Source organism: Leptospira sanjuanensis, from assembly GCF_022267325.1.
GTDB lineage: Bacteria > Spirochaetota > Leptospiria > Leptospirales > Leptospiraceae > Leptospira > Leptospira sanjuanensis.
Genome location: NZ_JAIZBG010000002.1, coordinates 444,593 through 463,578 on the forward strand (window position 1 = coordinate 444,593; position 18,986 = coordinate 463,578).

The 18,986-nt window shown below is 42.9% G+C and carries 20 protein-coding genes; 10 read left to right on the top strand and 10 right to left on the bottom strand.

The annotated features are described in order from the left end of the window. Window positions 1-321: 321 nt before the first annotated feature. Both LFX25_RS20275 and LFX25_RS20280 read right to left on the bottom strand, forming a co-directional pair. The gene (locus LFX25_RS20275; RefSeq protein WP_238732041.1) at window positions 322-642 is read right to left on the bottom strand and encodes a phasin-related domain-containing protein; all 321 of its coding nucleotides are present in this window, start codon (window positions 640-642) and stop codon (window positions 322-324) included. Between the two features lie 246 nt (window positions 643-888). Then, window positions 889-1,545, bottom strand: a complete 657-nt coding sequence (locus LFX25_RS20280) for a TetR/AcrR family transcriptional regulator (RefSeq protein ID WP_238732042.1) — start codon at window positions 1,543-1,545, stop codon at window positions 889-891. Between the two features lie 86 nt (window positions 1,546-1,631). On the opposite strand from LFX25_RS20280, the gene LFX25_RS20285 reads away from it, so the two are divergent. Continuing rightward, a complete protein-coding gene (locus LFX25_RS20285) occupies window positions 1,632-3,215 on the top strand; it encodes a phytoene desaturase family protein (RefSeq protein ID WP_238732043.1) in 1,584 nt (527 codons plus the stop codon). 143 nt (window positions 3,216-3,358) lie between these two features. Here LFX25_RS20285 and LFX25_RS20290 read toward each other — a convergent pair whose 3' ends face one another. The 4 genes from LFX25_RS20290 to LFX25_RS20305 are packed head-to-tail and all read right to left on the bottom strand — an operon-like array spanning window position 3,359 to window position 5,310. Continuing rightward, the gene (locus LFX25_RS20290; protein ID WP_238732044.1) at window positions 3,359-4,087 is read right to left on the bottom strand and encodes a hypothetical protein; all 729 of its coding nucleotides are present in this window, start codon (window positions 4,085-4,087) and stop codon (window positions 3,359-3,361) included. Between the two features lie 11 nt (window positions 4,088-4,098). Next, complete coding sequence (locus LFX25_RS20295) at window positions 4,099-4,515, bottom strand: GFA family protein (protein ID WP_319937455.1); 417 nt, start codon at window positions 4,513-4,515, stop codon at window positions 4,099-4,101. Beyond that, window positions 4,512-4,994 carry an SRPBCC family protein gene (locus LFX25_RS20300; protein ID WP_238732046.1) on the bottom strand — a complete coding sequence of 161 codons (483 nt, stop codon included), beginning with the start codon at window positions 4,992-4,994 and terminating at the stop codon, window positions 4,512-4,514. The genes LFX25_RS20295 and LFX25_RS20300 overlap by 4 nt, the downstream gene beginning before the upstream one ends. Then, a complete protein-coding gene (locus tag LFX25_RS20305) occupies window positions 4,987-5,310 on the bottom strand; it encodes an ArsR/SmtB family transcription factor (RefSeq protein WP_238732047.1) in 324 nt (107 codons plus the stop codon). The genes LFX25_RS20300 and LFX25_RS20305 overlap by 8 nt, the downstream gene beginning before the upstream one ends. Before the next feature lie 218 nt (window positions 5,311-5,528). Between LFX25_RS20305 and LFX25_RS20310 the strand changes: the two genes are divergently transcribed. Continuing rightward, a complete protein-coding gene (locus LFX25_RS20310; protein WP_238732048.1) occupies window positions 5,529-5,894 on the top strand; it encodes a DUF2200 domain-containing protein in 366 nt (121 codons plus the stop codon). Between the two features lie 65 nt (window positions 5,895-5,959). On the opposite strand, the gene LFX25_RS20315 is transcribed toward LFX25_RS20310, so the two are convergent. The 3 genes from LFX25_RS20315 to LFX25_RS20325 all read right to left on the bottom strand — a co-directional run bounded on the left by LFX25_RS20315 (window position 5,960) and on the right by LFX25_RS20325 (window position 7,694). Beyond that, window positions 5,960-6,472, bottom strand: coding sequence for an SRPBCC domain-containing protein (locus LFX25_RS20315; protein WP_238732049.1), 513 nt, complete (start codon window positions 6,470-6,472; stop codon window positions 5,960-5,962). Window positions 6,473-6,474: 2 nt separating this feature from the next. Continuing rightward, window positions 6,475-6,813: an ArsR/SmtB family transcription factor gene (locus tag LFX25_RS20320; RefSeq protein WP_238732090.1), complete on the bottom strand. Its 339-nt coding sequence runs from the start codon at window positions 6,811-6,813 to the stop codon at window positions 6,475-6,477. 323 nt (window positions 6,814-7,136) lie between these two features. After that, the gene (locus tag LFX25_RS20325; RefSeq protein WP_238732050.1) at window positions 7,137-7,694 is read right to left on the bottom strand and encodes a dihydrofolate reductase family protein; all 558 of its coding nucleotides are present in this window, start codon (window positions 7,692-7,694) and stop codon (window positions 7,137-7,139) included. Between the two features lie 901 nt (window positions 7,695-8,595). On the opposite strand from LFX25_RS20325, the gene LFX25_RS20330 reads away from it, so the two are divergent. From LFX25_RS20330 to LFX25_RS20355, 6 genes are all read left to right on the top strand, one after another. Further along, window positions 8,596-9,537, top strand: a complete 942-nt coding sequence (locus LFX25_RS20330; protein ID WP_238732051.1) for an AraC family transcriptional regulator — start codon at window positions 8,596-8,598, stop codon at window positions 9,535-9,537. Between the two features lie 181 nt (window positions 9,538-9,718). After that, the gene (locus LFX25_RS20335) at window positions 9,719-10,879 is read left to right on the top strand and encodes a helix-turn-helix domain-containing protein (RefSeq protein ID WP_238732052.1); all 1,161 of its coding nucleotides are present in this window, start codon (window positions 9,719-9,721) and stop codon (window positions 10,877-10,879) included. A 108-nt stretch (window positions 10,880-10,987) separates the two neighbouring features. Beyond that, window positions 10,988-13,222, top strand: coding sequence for an Lcl domain-containing protein (locus LFX25_RS20340; protein ID WP_238732053.1), 2,235 nt, complete (start codon window positions 10,988-10,990; stop codon window positions 13,220-13,222). A gap of 41 nt (window positions 13,223-13,263) precedes the next feature. Further along, on the top strand, window positions 13,264-13,839 hold the full coding sequence (locus tag LFX25_RS20345; protein WP_238732054.1) for an Lcl C-terminal domain-containing protein: 576 nt from the start codon (window positions 13,264-13,266) through the stop codon (window positions 13,837-13,839). Between the two features lie 568 nt (window positions 13,840-14,407). Continuing rightward, the gene (locus LFX25_RS20350) at window positions 14,408-15,262 is read left to right on the top strand and encodes a hypothetical protein (protein WP_238732056.1); all 855 of its coding nucleotides are present in this window, start codon (window positions 14,408-14,410) and stop codon (window positions 15,260-15,262) included. A gap of 542 nt (window positions 15,263-15,804) precedes the next feature. Beyond that, window positions 15,805-16,188, top strand: coding sequence for a sterol desaturase family protein (locus LFX25_RS20355; RefSeq protein WP_238732057.1), 384 nt, complete (start codon window positions 15,805-15,807; stop codon window positions 16,186-16,188). 166 nt (window positions 16,189-16,354) lie between these two features. Here the strand turns inward: LFX25_RS20355 and LFX25_RS20360 are convergent, their stop codons facing one another. Next, window positions 16,355-16,924, bottom strand: coding sequence for a class I SAM-dependent methyltransferase (locus LFX25_RS20360; protein ID WP_238732058.1), 570 nt, complete (start codon window positions 16,922-16,924; stop codon window positions 16,355-16,357). A 73-nt stretch (window positions 16,925-16,997) separates the two neighbouring features. Between LFX25_RS20360 and LFX25_RS20365 the strand changes: the two genes are divergently transcribed. Beyond that, window positions 16,998-17,678 carry a metalloregulator ArsR/SmtB family transcription factor gene (locus LFX25_RS20365; RefSeq protein WP_238732059.1) on the top strand — a complete coding sequence of 227 codons (681 nt, stop codon included), beginning with the start codon at window positions 16,998-17,000 and terminating at the stop codon, window positions 17,676-17,678. A 1-nt stretch (window position 17,679) separates the two neighbouring features. Next, window positions 17,680-18,810: an NAD(P)/FAD-dependent oxidoreductase gene (locus tag LFX25_RS20370; RefSeq protein WP_238732060.1), complete on the top strand. Its 1,131-nt coding sequence runs from the start codon at window positions 17,680-17,682 to the stop codon at window positions 18,808-18,810. Window positions 18,811-18,986: the final 176 nt, after the last annotated feature.

Below are 18,986 nucleotides of genomic sequence, written 5' to 3' on the forward strand. Positions count from 1 at the left end.
CTTTTGGCGATACAAAATACAGACTCTCTCCAATGTGTCAAGATCAAGATTAGAGATTCAGAATATTCTAAGTTGTATACAATAACAAGAATGAACCTTTTAAATAAAGGAACAAAGGCGTATTTATTTGGAATGTAACTTTGGCCGTTCGTGTTCGGGAAATTTTTATACTTCTACCCCGCTACATCCGCAAACTTTGAAAGACAAAAGAAATCACAAACGCAGGAATTCGAAGTTCAGTTTCAAGATTCGATACCAAACGTAAGAGCGCCGTGATTTCCAAAGTTCGTCATTGGGAATAGAGACATTCGTCCAATTCGTTTAAGCTGCCGTTTTCTTGATCGGTGGTTGAGGACTTTTTTTCGGTTTTGAAGAAGTAAATTGATCCACCACTTCCGAGAATTTGTTGCGAACGTCCTCGTATCCCTTTTCTGCCTGGTTCGCTAATCCCGAATATCTTTTGAATATCGTATCTACGAACTCACGCAATCTCATTACGGATTCGGAGTTATCGGCGGCGCCTTTTGCTACCAAATTCTGGAAGTTCTTATTTAAGGTCTGTTTCAGATTTTCAATTTGTTCCCTTCCGATTTGTAGAACACCAAATCCTGCGTTTAATCCGTCTCTGATTTGTTGATCCATTATTTTCTCCTTTGAAAAAGTTGATTCGAATTTATACCGAAAGAGCGAGTTCGTCCAATACTTTAAAAATTATTCTCCGAATGTCGAAACTCGAGATTGAATCGAACGGACTATGTCCCGTAAATGAAGAACCGCCAAATCGATGTTACTTGGTTTACGTCTCTATCGTTATAATCGATTTTCAAAAGCGAAAACTCTCCGCATAAAGTCCTACGAATCGTCTAAAACGATGCAAAAGAATTCGTTTCATAAAAATGAATGCGAACGTTTTGTCGAAGTTTCATCCGATTTCATTCCGGTATAAAGATAATGAATCAATTCCTTCGTGATTCTTCTTGCTTCTTTCAGATCTACGGACCGAAACATAACTTGTTTTCCCGCTAAGAGGACAGCAATGCCGTGCACCATGGTCCAAGCGGAAGTCGCCGAACTTACCGCATCCTCGGTTCGAATGACTCCCGCCCGCTGACAATCGCGGATGATTTCGACGATGATTTGAAAGGATTCATCTTCCGTTCTAACCAAGGATTTGTATTTAGAATGGCTCTCGATCTGATTTCCGTACATGATACGGAAAAGATCCGGAAATTCCAGAGCGAATTCCACGTAACAAACACCCGATTCGCGAAATAGCAGAAGAGGTTTTTTCCTATATTTGATCTGCAATTTTTTTTGACGCTCGGCGAGCAACCGAAAGCCCTCTTCCGCTATGTCCGCATATAAGGATTCTAAATCCTCATAGTGTCGATAAGGCGCGGATTGACTGACTCCCGCGTAGGCGGCGGCTTTTCTAAGACTCAACGCCTTATAACCTTCTTCTTTCAGAATGCGGAGTGAAGCCTCTAATAAGGCTTTTTTTAAGTCGCCGTGATGATACGAAATTTTATCGGAGGAGTTTTTCATGTTGACGATTATTACATCTATCGCTATTATCGGATATACAAATGTGATAACCGTTCACATTAAATCGATCCGGGAGGATTTTGTCAATGAATATCGATCAAATAGAAAACGAGTTCGATATAATATTTATAGGTTCCGGAATGGGAAGTCTTTGCGCGGCCAGCCTTCTGGCTCAATCTTACGGTAAAAAGATTCTTATACTGGAAAAACACTTCCAACCCGGAGGTTTTACGCACGAGTTCCAAAGGAAACAAGGCAAGTATCATTGGGATGTAGGAATCCATTACGTTGGAGACATGCAGGACGACGGCCTTTGCAGAAAAATCTCGGATAAGATCACCCGAAAAAAAGTCCAATGGAAGAGAATGCCGGAACCGTTTGAAAAGTTGATCTTCCCTACGGTGTCTTTCGACATCTATGGCGATCCGGAGAAATTCAAATCGGACCTAGTAAATAAATTTCCAGAAGAAGCGGCAGCCGTCGATCGATATTTCAAAGATATCAAGAAGACTTCGAATCTGTTCGGGAAATCGATCATGATGCGACTTGCTCCTCCCCCTTTGGATTCCGTGGCCGGACTATTGGGAGAATCGAAAATCTTCACTCTCAAAGATTACTTGGATGTTAACTTTAAAAGCCAGGAACTCAAAGGAATTCTCGCTGCCCAATGGGGGGATTACGGATTGCCTCCGTCGAAAGTCGCTTTTGCAATGCACGCAACTCTTGTACAACATTACCTTTACGGCGGCTATTACCCGATCGGCGGCGCCGGAAAAATTTTCGACGCGGTAGAACCGATTCTGGAGGAATTCGGAGGCGCGGTTCTTTCATCCGTTGAAGTTAAAGAAATTCTAATCAAAGAAGGAAAGACCGTCGGAGTCAGGGCCAAGGCTCTTCGAGGAGAAGAATCGGAAAAGGATTTCTTCGCACCGATCGTCGTTTCCTGTGCGGGCGCTTATCCGACTTATACGAAGTTGATTCCGGAGAATTATCCGATTCCGTTTCGAAAAGGTCTAAAAGAATTTTATAATAAAGAAAAGATGACTACGAGCGTCTGTCTTTATCTCGGCTTGTCGGAAAGTCCGGCAAAGTTCGGTTTTAAGGGAGAGAATTATTGGATCTTTTCCTCAAGCGATCACGACCAAAACTTTTCGGAAAGAAACGATTGGATCGGTGCGGATGGAGAAATTCCCAATCTTTACCTTTCGTTTCCAAGTTTGAAAAACCCGGAGGCGAAAAGTCATACGATGGATGTGATCACGTTCACGGATTACGAACATTTTTCTCCCTGGAAATCGGAGCCTTGGAAACGAAGAGGAGAGGAATACAAACTACTCAAAGAGAAAATCACGGAAAGAATTCTGACAACCTTGGAAGCTCGTTTTCCGGGAATCACAAAAATCGTGGAATACGCGGAACTTTCGACTCCGATCACCAACGAACATTTCACTTCGCATCCGGATGGAGCGATTTACGGCTTGGCCTGCGTTCCCGAAAGATACAAAAAGGAAGAATGCCCTTGGTTCAACGTTCGAACTCCGATAGAAGGTTTGTATCTTACCGGCGCCGACGCGGCTTCTCCCGGAGTTGCGGGAGCGATGATGGGAGGTCTTGCTTCCGCACTTGCGATTACCGGAAGCGCCGAACTTCTGAAAGAGTTACGCAACTAAACAAGTTCTTCCGCGTTCGATCCTTTGGAAAGAATCGGACGCGAAAGATGTCGAGTTTTCGAACGGAAAACATGTCGATAATTTTTGAATATTTACGGATGATATATTCATAATTTTTAATTTACCAATTTGCGAAGGCGCCTTCAATATCGGACACAGCCCTCCGGACTGCAGCGAAAGGAAACATCCTTAGAATCGCGATTTATTTCGAATTCAATCTCATAATCGTAGAATTTCGCCTTATCTTCGTGAAATTCCAAACGCAGTTTGTATTTTCCGGGTAAAAAGTAAAACCCGATCTCATCGAAACGCGAAGGTTGCACGTGATAGGAATAAAAAAGAGTTCGTTTTTCGGAGACGATATTCAAGGACAAAGGTTCCTGAAAATCTTTCCACGTCAGCGAAAAGCGGATCTTCGGCGAACCGTCCACGGATAAACGTTTTGTTTTTTTAATCTCGTCGAGAACATTCTTCCAATTCGATTTCCAATACGATTGGATCAGAGTCATTCCCGCATCCGATTTGTTATACGTTTCCCGGTCGATTCCCACTTGTACACTTTCTCCGCCACGATCATAGATCGTTTCCTTTCTTGTTTCGATTCGATCAAAACGATTTTTCACTAACGTTTCGTATAGATTCCGAAACAATACGGGATCGGTCTTAAAACAAAGAATCTCCTCTTTTCGATCCCTTCTTTCCTTAACGTAAGAAAGATCTTTCGAAAAATAAAATTCGGTATTGTCCGGCCGCATTCCTCCGCCGCGATGAAATTCCAAATAAAACTCGGCAGGCATTTCTTTCGGCAGAGCGCTCAAACAAGATACGAAGAACATTTGAATCGAGATCAAGAGCAGACAATTTCTTAACATGCGACGATCCTTTATGCCGGGGGCATTTTTTCGAATTTCGGAATAGACGGATCCATTTGATCCCAAGCGTGACCGCGCACTGTGTAGGTCACCGCTTGCGGTTTGTATCGATGAGGTTCGTCCAAACTCGCGGCGTGCACCGTAAAAAGTTCAGGCATTGCAGCGAAGGTCATGTACACGGGCGAGCCGCATTTTGGACAGAACGCGGAAGTCTTAATGCCGCCGCTATCTCCGACCCTATCAAAATGGGTCGCTTTGCCGTTCAGGTTTACGGCCGTTCGAGTTGGAAACGTCAGATAAGATCCATGACCGGTACCGCTCATCCGTTGACAATCCCGGCATTGACAATCGTTCATAAATATGGGTTCATCGGAAATGGTGTAACGGATTGCACCGCATGCACATCCGCCCGCGTAAGACGCATTCATGAAAGATCCGCACTCGAAGTCGACTTCGGTTTAGCAAAGACATCGATACCCTGCCCCGTTTCCAGCAATGACTTCAGACTGGAAAGCACAATCGGCCAACCTTGTTGGATTCCCTTTGCCATTCCGCTTCCCGCTTCTAGTTCGTCATGAGTAACCGTTAGGCGCACCATATCCTCGTATTCCTCGACATTGAAAGTCACTCGACTATAACTTTCCGGATCTGCCGCTTGGGAAGGGCTCGCCCAAGTGATTACGAGGCGACTCGGCGGCATAACCTCGACCACCTTTCCGACGATGTTCACCGTTCGTTGTTCGTTCGCACGCACATGTTCCCATGTTGATTCAGGTTTCCAGTCGGAGATATTCTCGTGACCCCAATAGAGCCTCGCGACCTCGGGCTTTGTGATCGCCTCGAAGACTTTCTCCGGTGTCGAGCGGATATAGGTCACGTAAACAAAACTCGTTTTCTCTTTACTCATGGTTCTCTCCTTCAAGTTCCTTCTTCAGATCATGCAACAGACTCAGTCGCCGATGTTCAAATTTCCTCACCCACCGCTCGTATATCTCGTGCAGAGGGACCGGATTGATGAAATGCAGCTTCTCGCGACCCCGCCAAACTATGCTGATCAGGTTGGCTGTTTCAAGGAGCCCGATATGCTGCGTTGCCGATTGTCGTGTCATATCCAAGTGCTCGCAAAGCTGACTTAGGGTCTGGCCGTTCTTCTCATAAAGAAGGTCCAATAACTTTCTGCGCGTCGGGTCTCCTAACGCTTTGAAAACAAGATCGGCGTCCATTCGTTGTGCTTGTTAGAAAACAATATGCAGTTAAATACCTGCATGTCAAGTAAAATATTCGAAAAATACCCGACCAATCGATTGATAAAGGAACGGCACTCAGAACAATGAGAAAGAAAATTGAAAACAAATGACCTATTCCTTCTTCTTCTTCACGCAACTCTCCAAAAGCCTTATCACCGCGACTGCAGAAGAACTTAAATAAGGGGCTGAATCGAATGGAAAAACACAGAATCTTTACTATGCCTTTCGCAAGCGTCTACCCTATGTATATTCAAAAAGCGGAACGTAAAGGACGAACCAAAGAGGAAGTTGATGCGATTATTTTTTGGCTCACGGGATACGATTCGAAAGGTTTTCAAAAACAACTTAAGAATGAAGTCAGTTTCGAAGAATTCTTCGATCAAGCTCCTCATATCAACGATCACGTTTCTCTCATCAAAGGAGTCGTTTGCGGTCTTCGTGTAGAAGAAATCGAAGATAAACTGATGCAGAAAATCCGTTATCTGGATAAGTTAGTGGATGAATTGGCCAAAGGAAAGGCGATGGAAAAAATTCTACGAGATCCGAATCAAAAGCGATAGCGGTTATAGACTACTCCGTGCCGTTCGGTGATACTTTTATACGGCACGGATAACCTACTGCAGACTTATCCTGCAAGCTCCGTCAATAATCGATCGAGCGATTCGCAAAGCGGTATCCAACCTTCGGCCGCACCAAGTTCCATCTCGCGCACTTCGGCGGAAGCGTATTTCCATACGTGCGTCAAAAGCGTGAGATCTCCTTCGGTCGTAAAGGTACGCGACTCCACGGTAGCATCCGGATTTTCCGGACCATCCGGATTAAACGAGGACATGTCCGTAGCATAATTTTCATCGTTCGCCACTTTCTCTGGCGCGATTACTTCTAAAAATTTTCCATAAATACCCATTTTGGTTCCTTTGGAATCCGCAAAGACATACAGATATTTACCGCCGACCCGAAGATCGTTTTCTATAGTCTCAATCGTCCAACCTTCGGGGCCGGTCAGCCAACGACGCATCAGTTCGGGTTTGGTAAAACAATCGAATACCAATTTTCGCGGTGCGGCGAAATAGCGCGTGAGTACGACTTCGGTTTCTCCCCGCAATTCTATCTTGACTTCTTTTTGATCCGTTTTCATTTTCATTGATCTCCTTTTGATTGCATCGTCTGCAATTCTTCGAGTAACCCATCGAGCACCTGATAACGTCCCTCCCACATCCGGCGATACTTTTCGATCCAATCCGTGGCTTTCTTGAGCGGCGCGGTTTCAAGTCGTCGCGGTCGCTCCTGTGCGCGGATCGTGGTCGAGATTAGGCCCGCTTCCTCCAAAACTTTGAGATGCCGTGAAATGGCTGGCTGGCTCATTTTGAAGGGTTTTGCGAGTTCCATGACCGTTAATTCGCCTTTTGCAAGGCGCATCAGTATCGCACGGCGAGTAGAATCAGCGAGTGCGGCAAAAGTAGAATCGAGAGTTTGCATAGCTAAATTGTTATATAAATAACCTGCTATATAATAAAATAATGTCAATCCTTTTGCGGTTTCTTTTTGCAAAAAGAATGTAAACTATAAAGAATTAGTCGGGATTTTGATTCGCACTTGCGCACAAAGCTGTTCGTATCGTTTTCGAAACACTTCGTTCGGAATCCGTTCTTCTCCTTTTCTTCTTAGGTCGGCCAGAAGCCCGTTGACAAAATACATTCCGATTTCGCCTTTGTTTTTGGCCGGTACGGCGCAACGATCAAAATTAGAATCTTTTAACAGGATAAAAAAACGTCACGAGTCCGATCGAAACCCGATTTGTTTCACATTTGCTTTCTGTAATGAAGAGCCACGGCGCCGGATTGAAACGTTTCCGAACCCAGAAATTCAAGCCTCAAAACCTCCGGAAGATGTACGGCGTTAAACAAGCGCGGTCCCTTTCCGGCAACAACCGGATGAACCACAAAACGATACTCATCGATCAAACGATGTTCCGTAAGCTGGGAGGCTATGCTTAAACTGCCGACGGCAATGTCTTTTCCAGATTGTCGCTTTAACGCAAGCGCTTCTTCCGCAAGATTTGTGCGAACGATTCTCGTGTTTGTCCCGGGCGCTTCGGTCAATGTGGTTGAGAATACAACTTTTTCGAGCGAATCAAAAACTCGCGCAAAATCGTTGGTTGCTTGCGATTCAGATTGGCTCTTGGCGATGTCGGGCCAATAAGGAACCATAAGCTGATACGTGATTCGGCCATAGAGGATGACGCTCGTAGTGCGCAAAAAATCCGCAAAATATTCATGCAACCTTTCGTCGGCGATCATGCCCGTATGGCTGCAATTTCCGTCGGTCGTCATATTGATTGCAAAAATAATTTTTCTCATAGGCAGTTTATATTTCTTTCGTTGAAAAGTTCAAGCATCAATTGATCGGACTTTACTTTCCGGGGTGTCGAGTCAGAAGAAGACGTTGAGAAATCGCGGCGTTTGATTCGACATGGCGAAGATTTAAGAAAAGAAAATTAAAAGAACCGTTTTAAAATCACTTACTCATCGCAAGAATTCAATTGCATTCAGTCGTAATCGCCGGATCCAAAGGGAACGAATTTTTTTCGATCTCCTTCTTCGGTTATATGCCGACTTGATTCCAATCGTGGCAATCTATCTTTACAATTCGTTCACGGTAAAGAAGCGATAGAAATATCGTAAATGCGAGTATATGCTCATGTGCTTATAGATCGACACAAGTACTCATCCGGAATGTATCCGCAAAACGATAACCATGTGCTTTGAAAGTTTAGCGTTTTAAAATATAACTTTCCGATCGCCATAAGACAACTCCTTCTATACGGTTTTGCCACATTTTAAATGAATTTCACCCTCCTCCATTTTTAGTTAGATATAAAACGAATTGAGCGCGAATAATTTCGTAAAATCACTATCGAGTTTATAAACTCGATAGTGCGCAATCCGAGATTCAACTAAAATCGAACCAATCGAAAAACGATCCAAGAGGTTATATATGTCGTTCGATATTTATTTTGCGAGTGCGATCCAGTATATTGTATTAGGTTCAATTTATTATTATAAAAGAAAGAGGCCTTTCCACAAGAAACAAGCCTTGATCCTTATTTTTATCGGTTTCAATCTGCTTATTTTTTCGAATCAGTCTCAAATGACGGACAAGATTCTACAATCTATAGGGAACTTTCTTTACTCCTTCTTCACCATAGCCGGAAGCATTATCATCTATACCGTCTGCAAAGAATCGTTCGAATTCACCGAGATGAAAAGAAACGATTCTCCTCTCAAGACCGAATTAAAAAGGGAACTACTTCTTATCGGGACCATATCTTTGATTTTTAGCGCGACGATCATCTATTTTTGGCATAATTCCGAAACTAAAACCCTGCCGAATCTCTTTGCTACAGTCAGCGGCGTTTCAATCACGATTCTAACGTTCTATTGTCTTTACGTTCAGTTTTTCATTAAGAGTTATTACGTAAAGAAAGGGCTTAAACTGATCTATTTTCTCATCGCCCTTATGCTGGTAGAAAAACTAAACCAAATTCTCCCTCTATCTTATTCGGACTCTGCAATGAAAATCAGCTGTATTGTCTATACGATCTCGCCTATTTTCCTGTTCAGCAATCTGATTACATTCCCTTCCCCCAAAAAAGAAAATGTGAATCGAGGAACAGCAAGTTCGTCTTCCAATTCCTACCAAAAAAGAACGACCAGCGATTATCTCATAACGAGTTTGGACAATGAAAGAATTATGGAAAAACTGTACGACTTATTCGTAAAAGAAAAGATTTTTTTGGACGAGGATATAAGACTTCCTTCCGTTGCTACGGAAATGGGCCTCTCCGTTCATCAACTTTCCGCGTTCATCAATCGTTATCTTCGAACCAATTTCAACACTTTCGTAAACTATTACCGCATCAAAGCGGCAATGTCGCTGCTGAAAGAAGAACCCTCCCGATCCGTAATTTCGATCGGTATGGCGGTCGGATTTAATGCGCTCTCCACGTTTCAAAGATTCTTCGTATATGCCACGAAAATAACTCCGAGTAAATATCGGGAAGAAGCGCTGCAAGGACGCGATGTCGAGTTTAATCCGATATTTCAGCCGATCGAATCCGAAATCCGGAGGTTCGAAGATCAGTATATGAGAAAATCGGACGATTCCACCGTTTCAGAGCGTTATACGAATGCATCCGTTTAAACTTCCCATCTATTTAAAGGAAAGTTGATCGCTGGTATTTCGATGGAAAATTTTTCCGGGATACGGATTTAAAAACGAATTCGAAAAAAAATATTTACTAAAACGAATTCATCGTATAACGTTGCGCGACTATTTTCCAACGGGATCATCGTTCAGGGTAAGCGATCCGAGTTCGGTCATTATGAGTCAAATCATCGGTTACATTTTTAGTCAGTTTGTAGGTTTCGGCGGCGTTCTTTCTCTGATATTCGGTTTGATACAAATTCTTAAAGGACGAAGCCGAAAGAACTGGATCGTCTTTGCCATTTTCATCTCCATGAGCTTTTTTCTGATCAAAGGACTCGTATTGCTCAACGGGTTGGGCCTAAACTACTCGCACTTCTTTTCGAGCGAAATATTCTTTATCCTGTTGATCGGTCCTTCCCTTTTTATTTATTTCAATCTACTTCTTTTGGATGAAAAGGTGAATCTGAAAGCGCTCCTTCCGCACTATGTTCCCGCGGTTCTCTTTTTATTCTACTTTTTGATCGATACTCTATTTCTTTTTTACGAAGGTAAGCCATTCTCCGACCTAAATGAAAAATTCGAATCGCGGTACGATCTGGCATACGGATTTTCAACCATAATCACTCTCGCATATATGTTCGTGATTTTGGTCAAATTTCTCCAGCTTTTCCAAGGAAGCTTTTCAGAATATCCCTGGTCCAAACATATCATCGGAATCTTGAGCGTCGGTATAGCCGGAGTCATAGTTAATTTGTGGATCGACTTCCGGTTTTTATTTCCGGGATTCTCTTATTTTCTCGAACTCTATATCTTAGACTTATGTATGCTTACTCTCACCGTTCTTTACGCTTTCGTAATAAGTCAGATCTATCCGATTACGTTTAACATCATATCGGAAACCTTTCAAAAAATGCGGTATCAGAAAACGACGCTGCAAAATATCGACCCGGACGATCTTACCGAAAGATTGGAAAGATTGATGCTGCAAGATAAGATCTATTTAGAGACCGGAGTAACTTTGAATCTTCTCGCCAAAAAACTGAATATAAAGTCGCATCAACTTTCCGAATTTCTCAATAAACATCTCAACAAAAGTTTTTTTACTTATATCAATTCTTTTAGAATTGAAGAGGCGAAAATGCGCCTTATAAACGAAGCCGAAAGTTCGGTGATCAAAATCGCTTATGACAGCGGTTTTAATTCTTTATCCGTTTTTAATACGACATTTAAAAAAGAATTAGGACTTACTCCTTCCCAATTCAAGAAGAAATATTCTAAAAAAACGAACCAATCCTCCGTAAGAAAAAACCTGAAACGAAAAGTCGAACCTCGTTAATTCGCTCGTTGCAAAAAGAATATACGCACGTAGCGTTTTATAGAATTGGGGGACGATTCCCTAAATCGCCGCTATTCTCAGTGCATGCTTAACTCGTTGGAGGACCTCATGAAGTTAAAGGCTGCACATAAGTCTCATATCTTTTTCCGTCTCCGATTCTATTCGTTTCTTTTATTACTTCTGACCGTTGTCTTAAACTGCCTTACGGATGACGGAAAGAGAAACGGTTCTTTTTTCTTCTTCCCGTCTAGCATAGGCCCCGATATCGGAAAGAAGCCTACCATTCCTTCGGTGGGTAAAATCACCTATTCCTCGGCGAATACCATTTATCTCAGCGGACAAAGCGGCGCTATAGAATATTACGATATTCAATGGAGCAGTTCCCTCGATGCTTCCTATCAAATTCGATACGGCGCTACGAATTGCTCGGACGGTAGTTTGTACGATTCGGGTTCGATATCCGCATCCGTTTCGAACACTTCCAGAATTCATGCCGTTGCGGGAGCGGTTCCTCTCATCGTCGGCAGCAATTCGATTCGTATTTGCCTTTTCAATATAAGCGGTACGAATCTTTGGGATTCGTATGCGATCCTGGCGGAAAGAGATGACACCCCTCCTACGGTTAGCTTTTCTCCCTCATCAGGGACGTTCGGAACTGCCGCACCTAACATTACAATTTCCTGTAGTGATACGGGGAATTCCGGCTGTAACAAAATTGCCTTTCGAACGGACGGAACGGCGGCTTCCATTTCGAACGCGGGAACAGCCGCAACGGGAAGCTCTCTGTTTTCCTCCGCGTTATCGCTACCCAACAATACAACCACAAACTTAAGTGCGATTGCGGTAGACAATGCCGGCAACATCGGATCCGCGAATGCGGCAACGTATGTTGTGGCGGTCGGCAATCCCACAATTACGATCGTTTCGTTAAGTCCAACGATCATCAAGTCATCCGGAAGTTCCAATCTACGTTGGAAATCGGATATTGCCGGTAACTATTCAATCCGAGTGGGCGGAACCGATTGTAGCAACGGAACTTCCCTCAGTACCGGTTCCGCCGCCGCCAATACAAACGTTGATTACACCGTCGCTGGTTCCAGCCTGGTAGCAGGCTCTAACACTCTGCGGGTCTGTCTAACTACCGCCGGCTCCAATCAGGGTTACAGTACAGCGACGATAACGAGAGACGATACCGCCCCTCAGATCGTCGCAACTTCTCCGGTTATCAGTCCGAACGCCGCGGCTTATTCTTTAAACGTTACACAACGAACGTTTAGTCTGACCTTCAACGAAGATATGGATACTTCTTCGATTCCTATTCCGCAACATAGAGATCAAACTCAAGGCGGAGATCCGGAAATCAAATGGCCCGGAGCAATCGGAAGCTGGAGCGCGGATAAAAGAACCTATACTCTGAACGTTCAAAGCAATTTACCCGAGTGGCATAAATTCTATTTTCTCTATGCAAGTTCTTCTTTCAAAGATATCGCAGGAAACATCGTTGCTTCCAGTCCCGTCGTCTCCGTAGTTTCAGGAAATATCAAACTCGATCACGGCACGATTCACGACACTCGATATTTGGCCCCTTCCGATTCTCGGCAAATGGATTGTACGGATACGAACGGAGTCTCGATTTCCTGCAGTGGAAGCGGTCAAGACGGAGAAACGAACGCACTCGCTTCCGGCCTACTCCCTCCCGGATCTCTCGCCGGTTTTCCCTCGGATTACGTGACCGTCGATATTAGAAATTCTAGATATTGGAAGTCTTGTCTTGCGGACTATGAATGGAATGGAGTCACCTGCTCCAAAATCTGTGCAGTCGATTTAAAATGGAACGGCTCCGCCTGCGTAGCGGACGTAGGAAATCCGTATAAATCTTTCAATCGATCTGTCGAGGATTGTTCATCTCTCAATACAAGAAATTCAGGAGCGGGATACGCGGGAAGAACCGGTTGGAGAGTTCCCACAATAGCCGAATATTATACGATCTTGGAATACAATGGGAGTTCCGGTAACGAGACGATTCCTGAAACGTATTTCCCCGGGATTTTACGCAGCAATTTCGAACGCTACTGGAGTAGTAGCAATGGAATCACGATCAATAATACAAACCGTTACGGGTACGGCGCAAATCCTCCATCCCCGAATCCATCTCACTCCATCGAACAATTATCCAACGGTCCGATTCCGGCCGCCTACAATTATTCGGACCCTTCGCTTTTGATTAGCTGGGGGGCTTGGTCCGTCACGGTTTTCGAAGGAATTACGCACGTATCCAATAAACTAAAAAATAGCGGATGGTCCGGCAATTTCGATTATACGTCAATGTGCATTTCGGATTAAATTAGGAGTTAAACATGAAAATAATATTTAATAGATTTATAATGTACAAAATAGTCATAATCCTCATCGTGTTTTTCGGTTTTACCGCCTCCGTGACTGCTTTGGACGGGCCTTTTACGGATAATTTAAATGGAACGATCACGTCCGGCAGCGGGCTTGTTTGGCAGAAATGCACGCAAGGACAGGGCGTTACGGATTGTAGTATCGGAGCGCCGATCACTTCTAACTGGACTTCCGCTCTCGGCTATTGCAATACTCTTACGTTAGGTGGACGCATATGGAGATTGCCAAACGTTAAAGAGCTTATGAGTTTGGTCGACCACGGCCGATCTGCAAATCCGATCGTCAACACATCCTTTTTTCCGAATACACAAGGAGCTTTCTATTGGACCTCTACATCCGGAATTTCAACGGGAACAAGTCCGAACGTCGCCACAGATTCCGATCCAGCGGTTCACATAGCTACAACGGCATCCAATGATAATACCTATCAAATTCCAAGAAACACCCAGTATCGTAAAATGGCGTACATCGTGGACTTCAGAATGGGTGGAGTTATCGAATTCTTAAAAAGCGATTCGACGACTGCTTACGTCAGATGCGTAAGCGGACCTTAATGAAAGGTGCTATAAACGTAAATCAGAATCGGAACCTTGATTTACGTTTATGGATCTTACTTTCCATTGGATCCAAACCGAATGATTGGGAAGAATTGCGCAGTCGAATTAAAATTCCACGATTGAAAAGATTCATTCATACCGGAGATGTTAGTATTAAAGGCTGATCGATGCAAAATACCGGCAACGAAATATTGGCAATGGAGAGAAGAAGTATCCCGACATTTTATAATGTTTTTAGACTCTGCGTCCTATTCGGATTCTCTGAATTGAACCGTTCATTTATAGGCAACGACTTAGCGCCGACTCAAAAACCCGCAATACATGAGCCGTAATCAAAGTCCATTAAGATTATAAAATAGAAAGGTCGCAATCAGACAAGCGTTCACAAATAAAATAAATTGATATATTAAATATTATTCATATACATATTTCTAATCAATCATAAACTTAAAGTTAGTTGACAAATCGAATGGGATTCAAGAAAACTCATCGAAGGCTATCGAACTCAAGAGACGGAAAGACCCCAGAGAAGTCATAGTTTATTTTTTTACGGGAGAAATTGTTGATGCAAAGAAAAATAAAAAAGCCGCTTAAGCTACTGGTATTTGGAATTTTGATAACTTCATTCGGACTATCCGCTGAAAACAAAAGAGGGCCTTTCTTCTTTGAATTTACATACGGGCAAGGATTCAAATATTTGAATGCAACGCCGCGCAAAATGGATGAAGACGGCAATATTATGGATAGAGAAGTTAAATTCGATAACGTTAATATTATCGGACCTTATACAACGGAATTCGGAACGCCAGAAGACAAGATTGCAAGCGTTTATGCTTTTAACAATGCCCCGAAACCTAAAATAAGCGGGCAAAACACTTCTTTCTTATTTGAATATTTAATTAAATCCAAATATGGATTAGGTTTTAGCCTAAATAATGCGGAGTTTCAAGCTTCCAATCTATCTTATCCGAAACTTAGTTATCTTTTAGACCTTGGAATCCTTCGTTCCATTTCGCCTGCGGCGCTATATATACCAATCGATCAACTCGTCAAATCAGAGATAGTCCTCCCCTATTTCACCTATCAAGATAATTCATTCTTACGAATCCGAACCTTCAATTTCCATTTCGCATACCACTTTCTTGAAAATTCCGCCTTCGATCCTTATATTCGCCTCTCGGCTGGTTACGGAAAGGATTCCATTAATAATACGAAAATAATCCAAACAAGTATTATAATCGGTTCTCGATATTTCATTCTCGAAAGAGCTTATTTATTAGGAGAGTTAACGGGTAACAACTACGATGCCTATGCAGAAACAGGCGGTAGCGGCTTTCACAACTTCTTGGATGTAAAGCAAAGACATATTTGGTCATTCCAAGAATACTCAGCAAAATTTGGCATTGGATTCAATCTATAAAAACCAGTTTGATTTAAACTTTGGTTTTCACAATTTCGAATTTAACGGAATATTTTGAAATCCGTTCGCCCATCTCGTAATTGGATATTCTAATGGAAGGGTAAATATTGCATCTTATCGACTATAAACTATACGTTCTCATTCGGCTGCTCTTTGAATCATCGGGAACCGTAATAAGGAGCCGGTCCTGAGTTCCCGAGCAAGCTTTTGTTAAGAGAAGAACTGGAAACAATCAAAGCGTTCTGTATAAGATTAGATATATGTTTAAAATCGTATTATAATAAATATCTAGATTTCAATCCACAGGAAAATTGAATATGACTTATCGAATTCTAAAATACGAAATCACCTATCCATAGATGACAGTCAAAACTCACTTGATAAACTATGAATTTGAACTATATCTTATAAGTTATCGCGATCGCGCAACTCTGCTTTTTGATTTTCAACTTTTTACTCAGAGTTCGATTCTCCGCGAGGAGATTTCTTGGCAGTGATTCTGTGCATTCCTAATCTTCTACTTCTACTGGACTCACCGACTCATGCACACTCGTTTGTTTTTCAAAACCGTTCACAAGGTTCATCACGAATCCATTACGCCTACTCCTTGGGCTGCGTATTCTTTCAGTCCTTGGGAAGCTTTGGTTCACGCGATGATTATGCCGATCGTGGCGTTTTTATTTCCGATCCATCCTTTGGCTCTAATGTTCTTTATGACGTTTCAAATCGTGAGAAATGTTTTGGGTCACAGCGGTTACGAAATTTTTCCAAGCTGGATGGGGAGCAATCGGATTCTGAAATACGTGAATACGAATATCAATCACGATATGCACCACGGCACATTCCGTTACAACTTTGGACTCTATACCACCGTATGGAATTATCTCTTTGGACGGCTCATCCGAATACGAAAAAACATTTTTTGAATTAACAACTCGGAAGAACGAAGAAACAAATTCAATATCCAAGAAAGACAAAACAGATTCCGCAACGAAAGAACCGGAAATCATCGCGAGCTAAGATTGAACTTAACTTTTTGAATACGACCGCATTCTATAAAATCTTCTTCTTAAGAATGCGGGTCACAAGGCCTCACTTCTGAGCAAGAAATCCATAGTGATACGGAGGCAAGTCGATCGGATCTGACGATTCGATTTGAAAGCCCGCTTCTTTTGCCCAATCATAGATATTTTCGGGCCTTGGACGAATTTCCATTTTAGGCCCCCGGGGAGTGGAAGAATCGTAATTCCAATGTACAAGTCCTGCTTTTCCTCCGGGTTTTAAAATCCTATATGCTTCCTTTAAAATCGAAATCGGATCATCGTGATGCAATAGATTGAAGATCATGACGTAACCTACCGTATTCTCGTCTAAACCCGTTCCGGATGCGATGATATCCCTTTCAACGGGAAGGATATTTGCGAAATTAAATAAACTCGCCTTTTCGTGAAGATCCCGCACCAATTCATCTTCAATCTCAAAGGCGAAAATTCGATTCTGCGTTTTTCCAGCGAGAGAAAGCGTAAAGGTTCCGTAACCGGAACCGAATTCTACGATTTCCCCTTCCGTTTCGACAACCTTCATCCGATCCAGGATCAAAGGAACGTTAAAAAGTGTATCCCAATAAGCCGCTTCCGGCATTCCGCTGTCTCTGACTTTCATCACTTCATTTCAGTAAAAAGTCTTGACATTGTCAATCAAATATTCAAATATATATTTGAATATTTGAGGGAATATGAAACCAGAAAAAACCGGCCGTGAATTCAAGAACTTCATCTACTCCAATCTGGCAAAGTATGGAAAGGCACTTTCCGATCCGAAACGAATCGAACTGCTGGATCTTTTGATACAAGCGGAAAAAAATGTAGAACTCCTATCCAAAGAAATCGCCATGAGCGTGGCGGCGACCTCGCATCACCTTCAAATCTTAAAGGAAACCAGACTTGTGCGGGATCGAAAAGAAGGCCGGAATATCTATTACCGAATCGAACAAGCGGGGCTTGAAATCTTCAATACGATTTCGTCGGCAGGAGCCGAATTCAACGCGGAAATCAAGATGGAAATGGATTCTTTCTTTGACGGAGAGAGAGAATTAAACGAACTCGATTATAAGGATTTTCTAAAACAAGTTATCTCCAAAGACGTCATTCTCGTCGATGTGCGCCCAGAAAACGAATATAACGCAGGACATGTGCCCGGTTCGCTCTCCATTCCACTTGGCGATCTCAAATCCAAACTCGACCAACTTCCCAAACGCAAAAAGATCATTGCCTATTGCCGAGGAAAATACTGCGTTTTATCGAAAGAAGCCGTGGAAATCCTTCGAAAAAAAGGTTTAGATGCATATCGGATCGGAGACGGTCCTATGGAATTTTTGAATCAAGGAATTCGTTTAACAAAACAAGGAGACAACTGATATGAAACGCATAGTAATTGTCGGCGCCGGAGTCGGAGGCATTGTAGCTGCAAGAGAGTTGCGAAAAAAGAACCGCAATGCAGAGATCGTAATGATCGATCGTTCCGACGTGCATACGTTCGCCCCGTCCCTAATTTGGGCCTTAGTCGGGAAACGATCCCCCAAGAACTTTCAAAAAAAGATCCGCCCTAAGGGAGTAAATCTCATTTCCGAATCGGTGCAATCTATCAACTGGGAACGAAAAATCGTAAAAACGGATTCGAAGGAAATTCATTATGATTTTCTGATACTATCACCGGGTTCTGAGTTAAATCCAGATAAAATTCCAGGCTTTCAGGAGAACGCTTTCAACCTTTATTCCTTGGAAGGTGTGATGAAGGCAAAAGAGCAATTGCTTTCTTCTCAATTCAATAAGGTAACAGTGATGATTTCCTCCACTCCGTTTAAATGTCCGGCGGCTCCTTATGAAATAGCACTACTCGTTCAATCCATGCTCCTGAAACAAAAAAGAAAGATCACTGTGGAAATCGTAACGCCCGAAGAAATGCCGATGTCCGCAGGCGGACCGGAAGCAGGTATTCAGCTGGTTGAAATGTTAAAACGAAATGGAATTGAATACCATAATCGTAAAACGGTAGGAAGGATAGATTCGCAAAGTAAAGAACTGATCTTTACCGATGGAGAATCCTTAAAGTTTGAGTTGCTTCTCGGAGTTCCTGCTCACACACCTCCTTCTTTCTTGAAGAACTCGCCGATTGTTTCCGAAACCGGTTGGGTAAAGGTAAATGCAAATACCTTACTAACGTCACTTCCGAACGTTTACGCAATTGGGGACGTTACGTCAATTCCTTTACCATCCGGGAAACCTCTCCCTAAGGCCGGAGTCTTCGCACATGCTCAAGCCGAAGTCGTTGCATCCAGAATTTCTGATGAACTGAATCATCGAACTCCGCAGAGCATTTTTCAAGGTGAAGGAAGTTGTTTTTTGGAAGTGGGAGACGGAAAAGCGGGTTTTGCTCAGGGAAAATTTTATTCCGAGACTGGGCCAGGCGTACAACTCCGCGCACCTTCTTTTCTCTGGCACTGGGGAAAGGTTCTCTTCGAGAAGTGGTGGTTGTGGCATTGGGTTTAAACAAAATATGAAGGAGAATCTTCTATGAAACTCGGCATCGTCATTTATTCCGTGGAACCGGAAACGGTATATAACGCATTTCGAATCGGCAATCACGCGTTGAAAAAGGGAGACTCCGTAAGAATCTTTCTTTTAGGCGCAGGAGTCGAAGTTGTTAAACTGAAGTCCGAAAAATT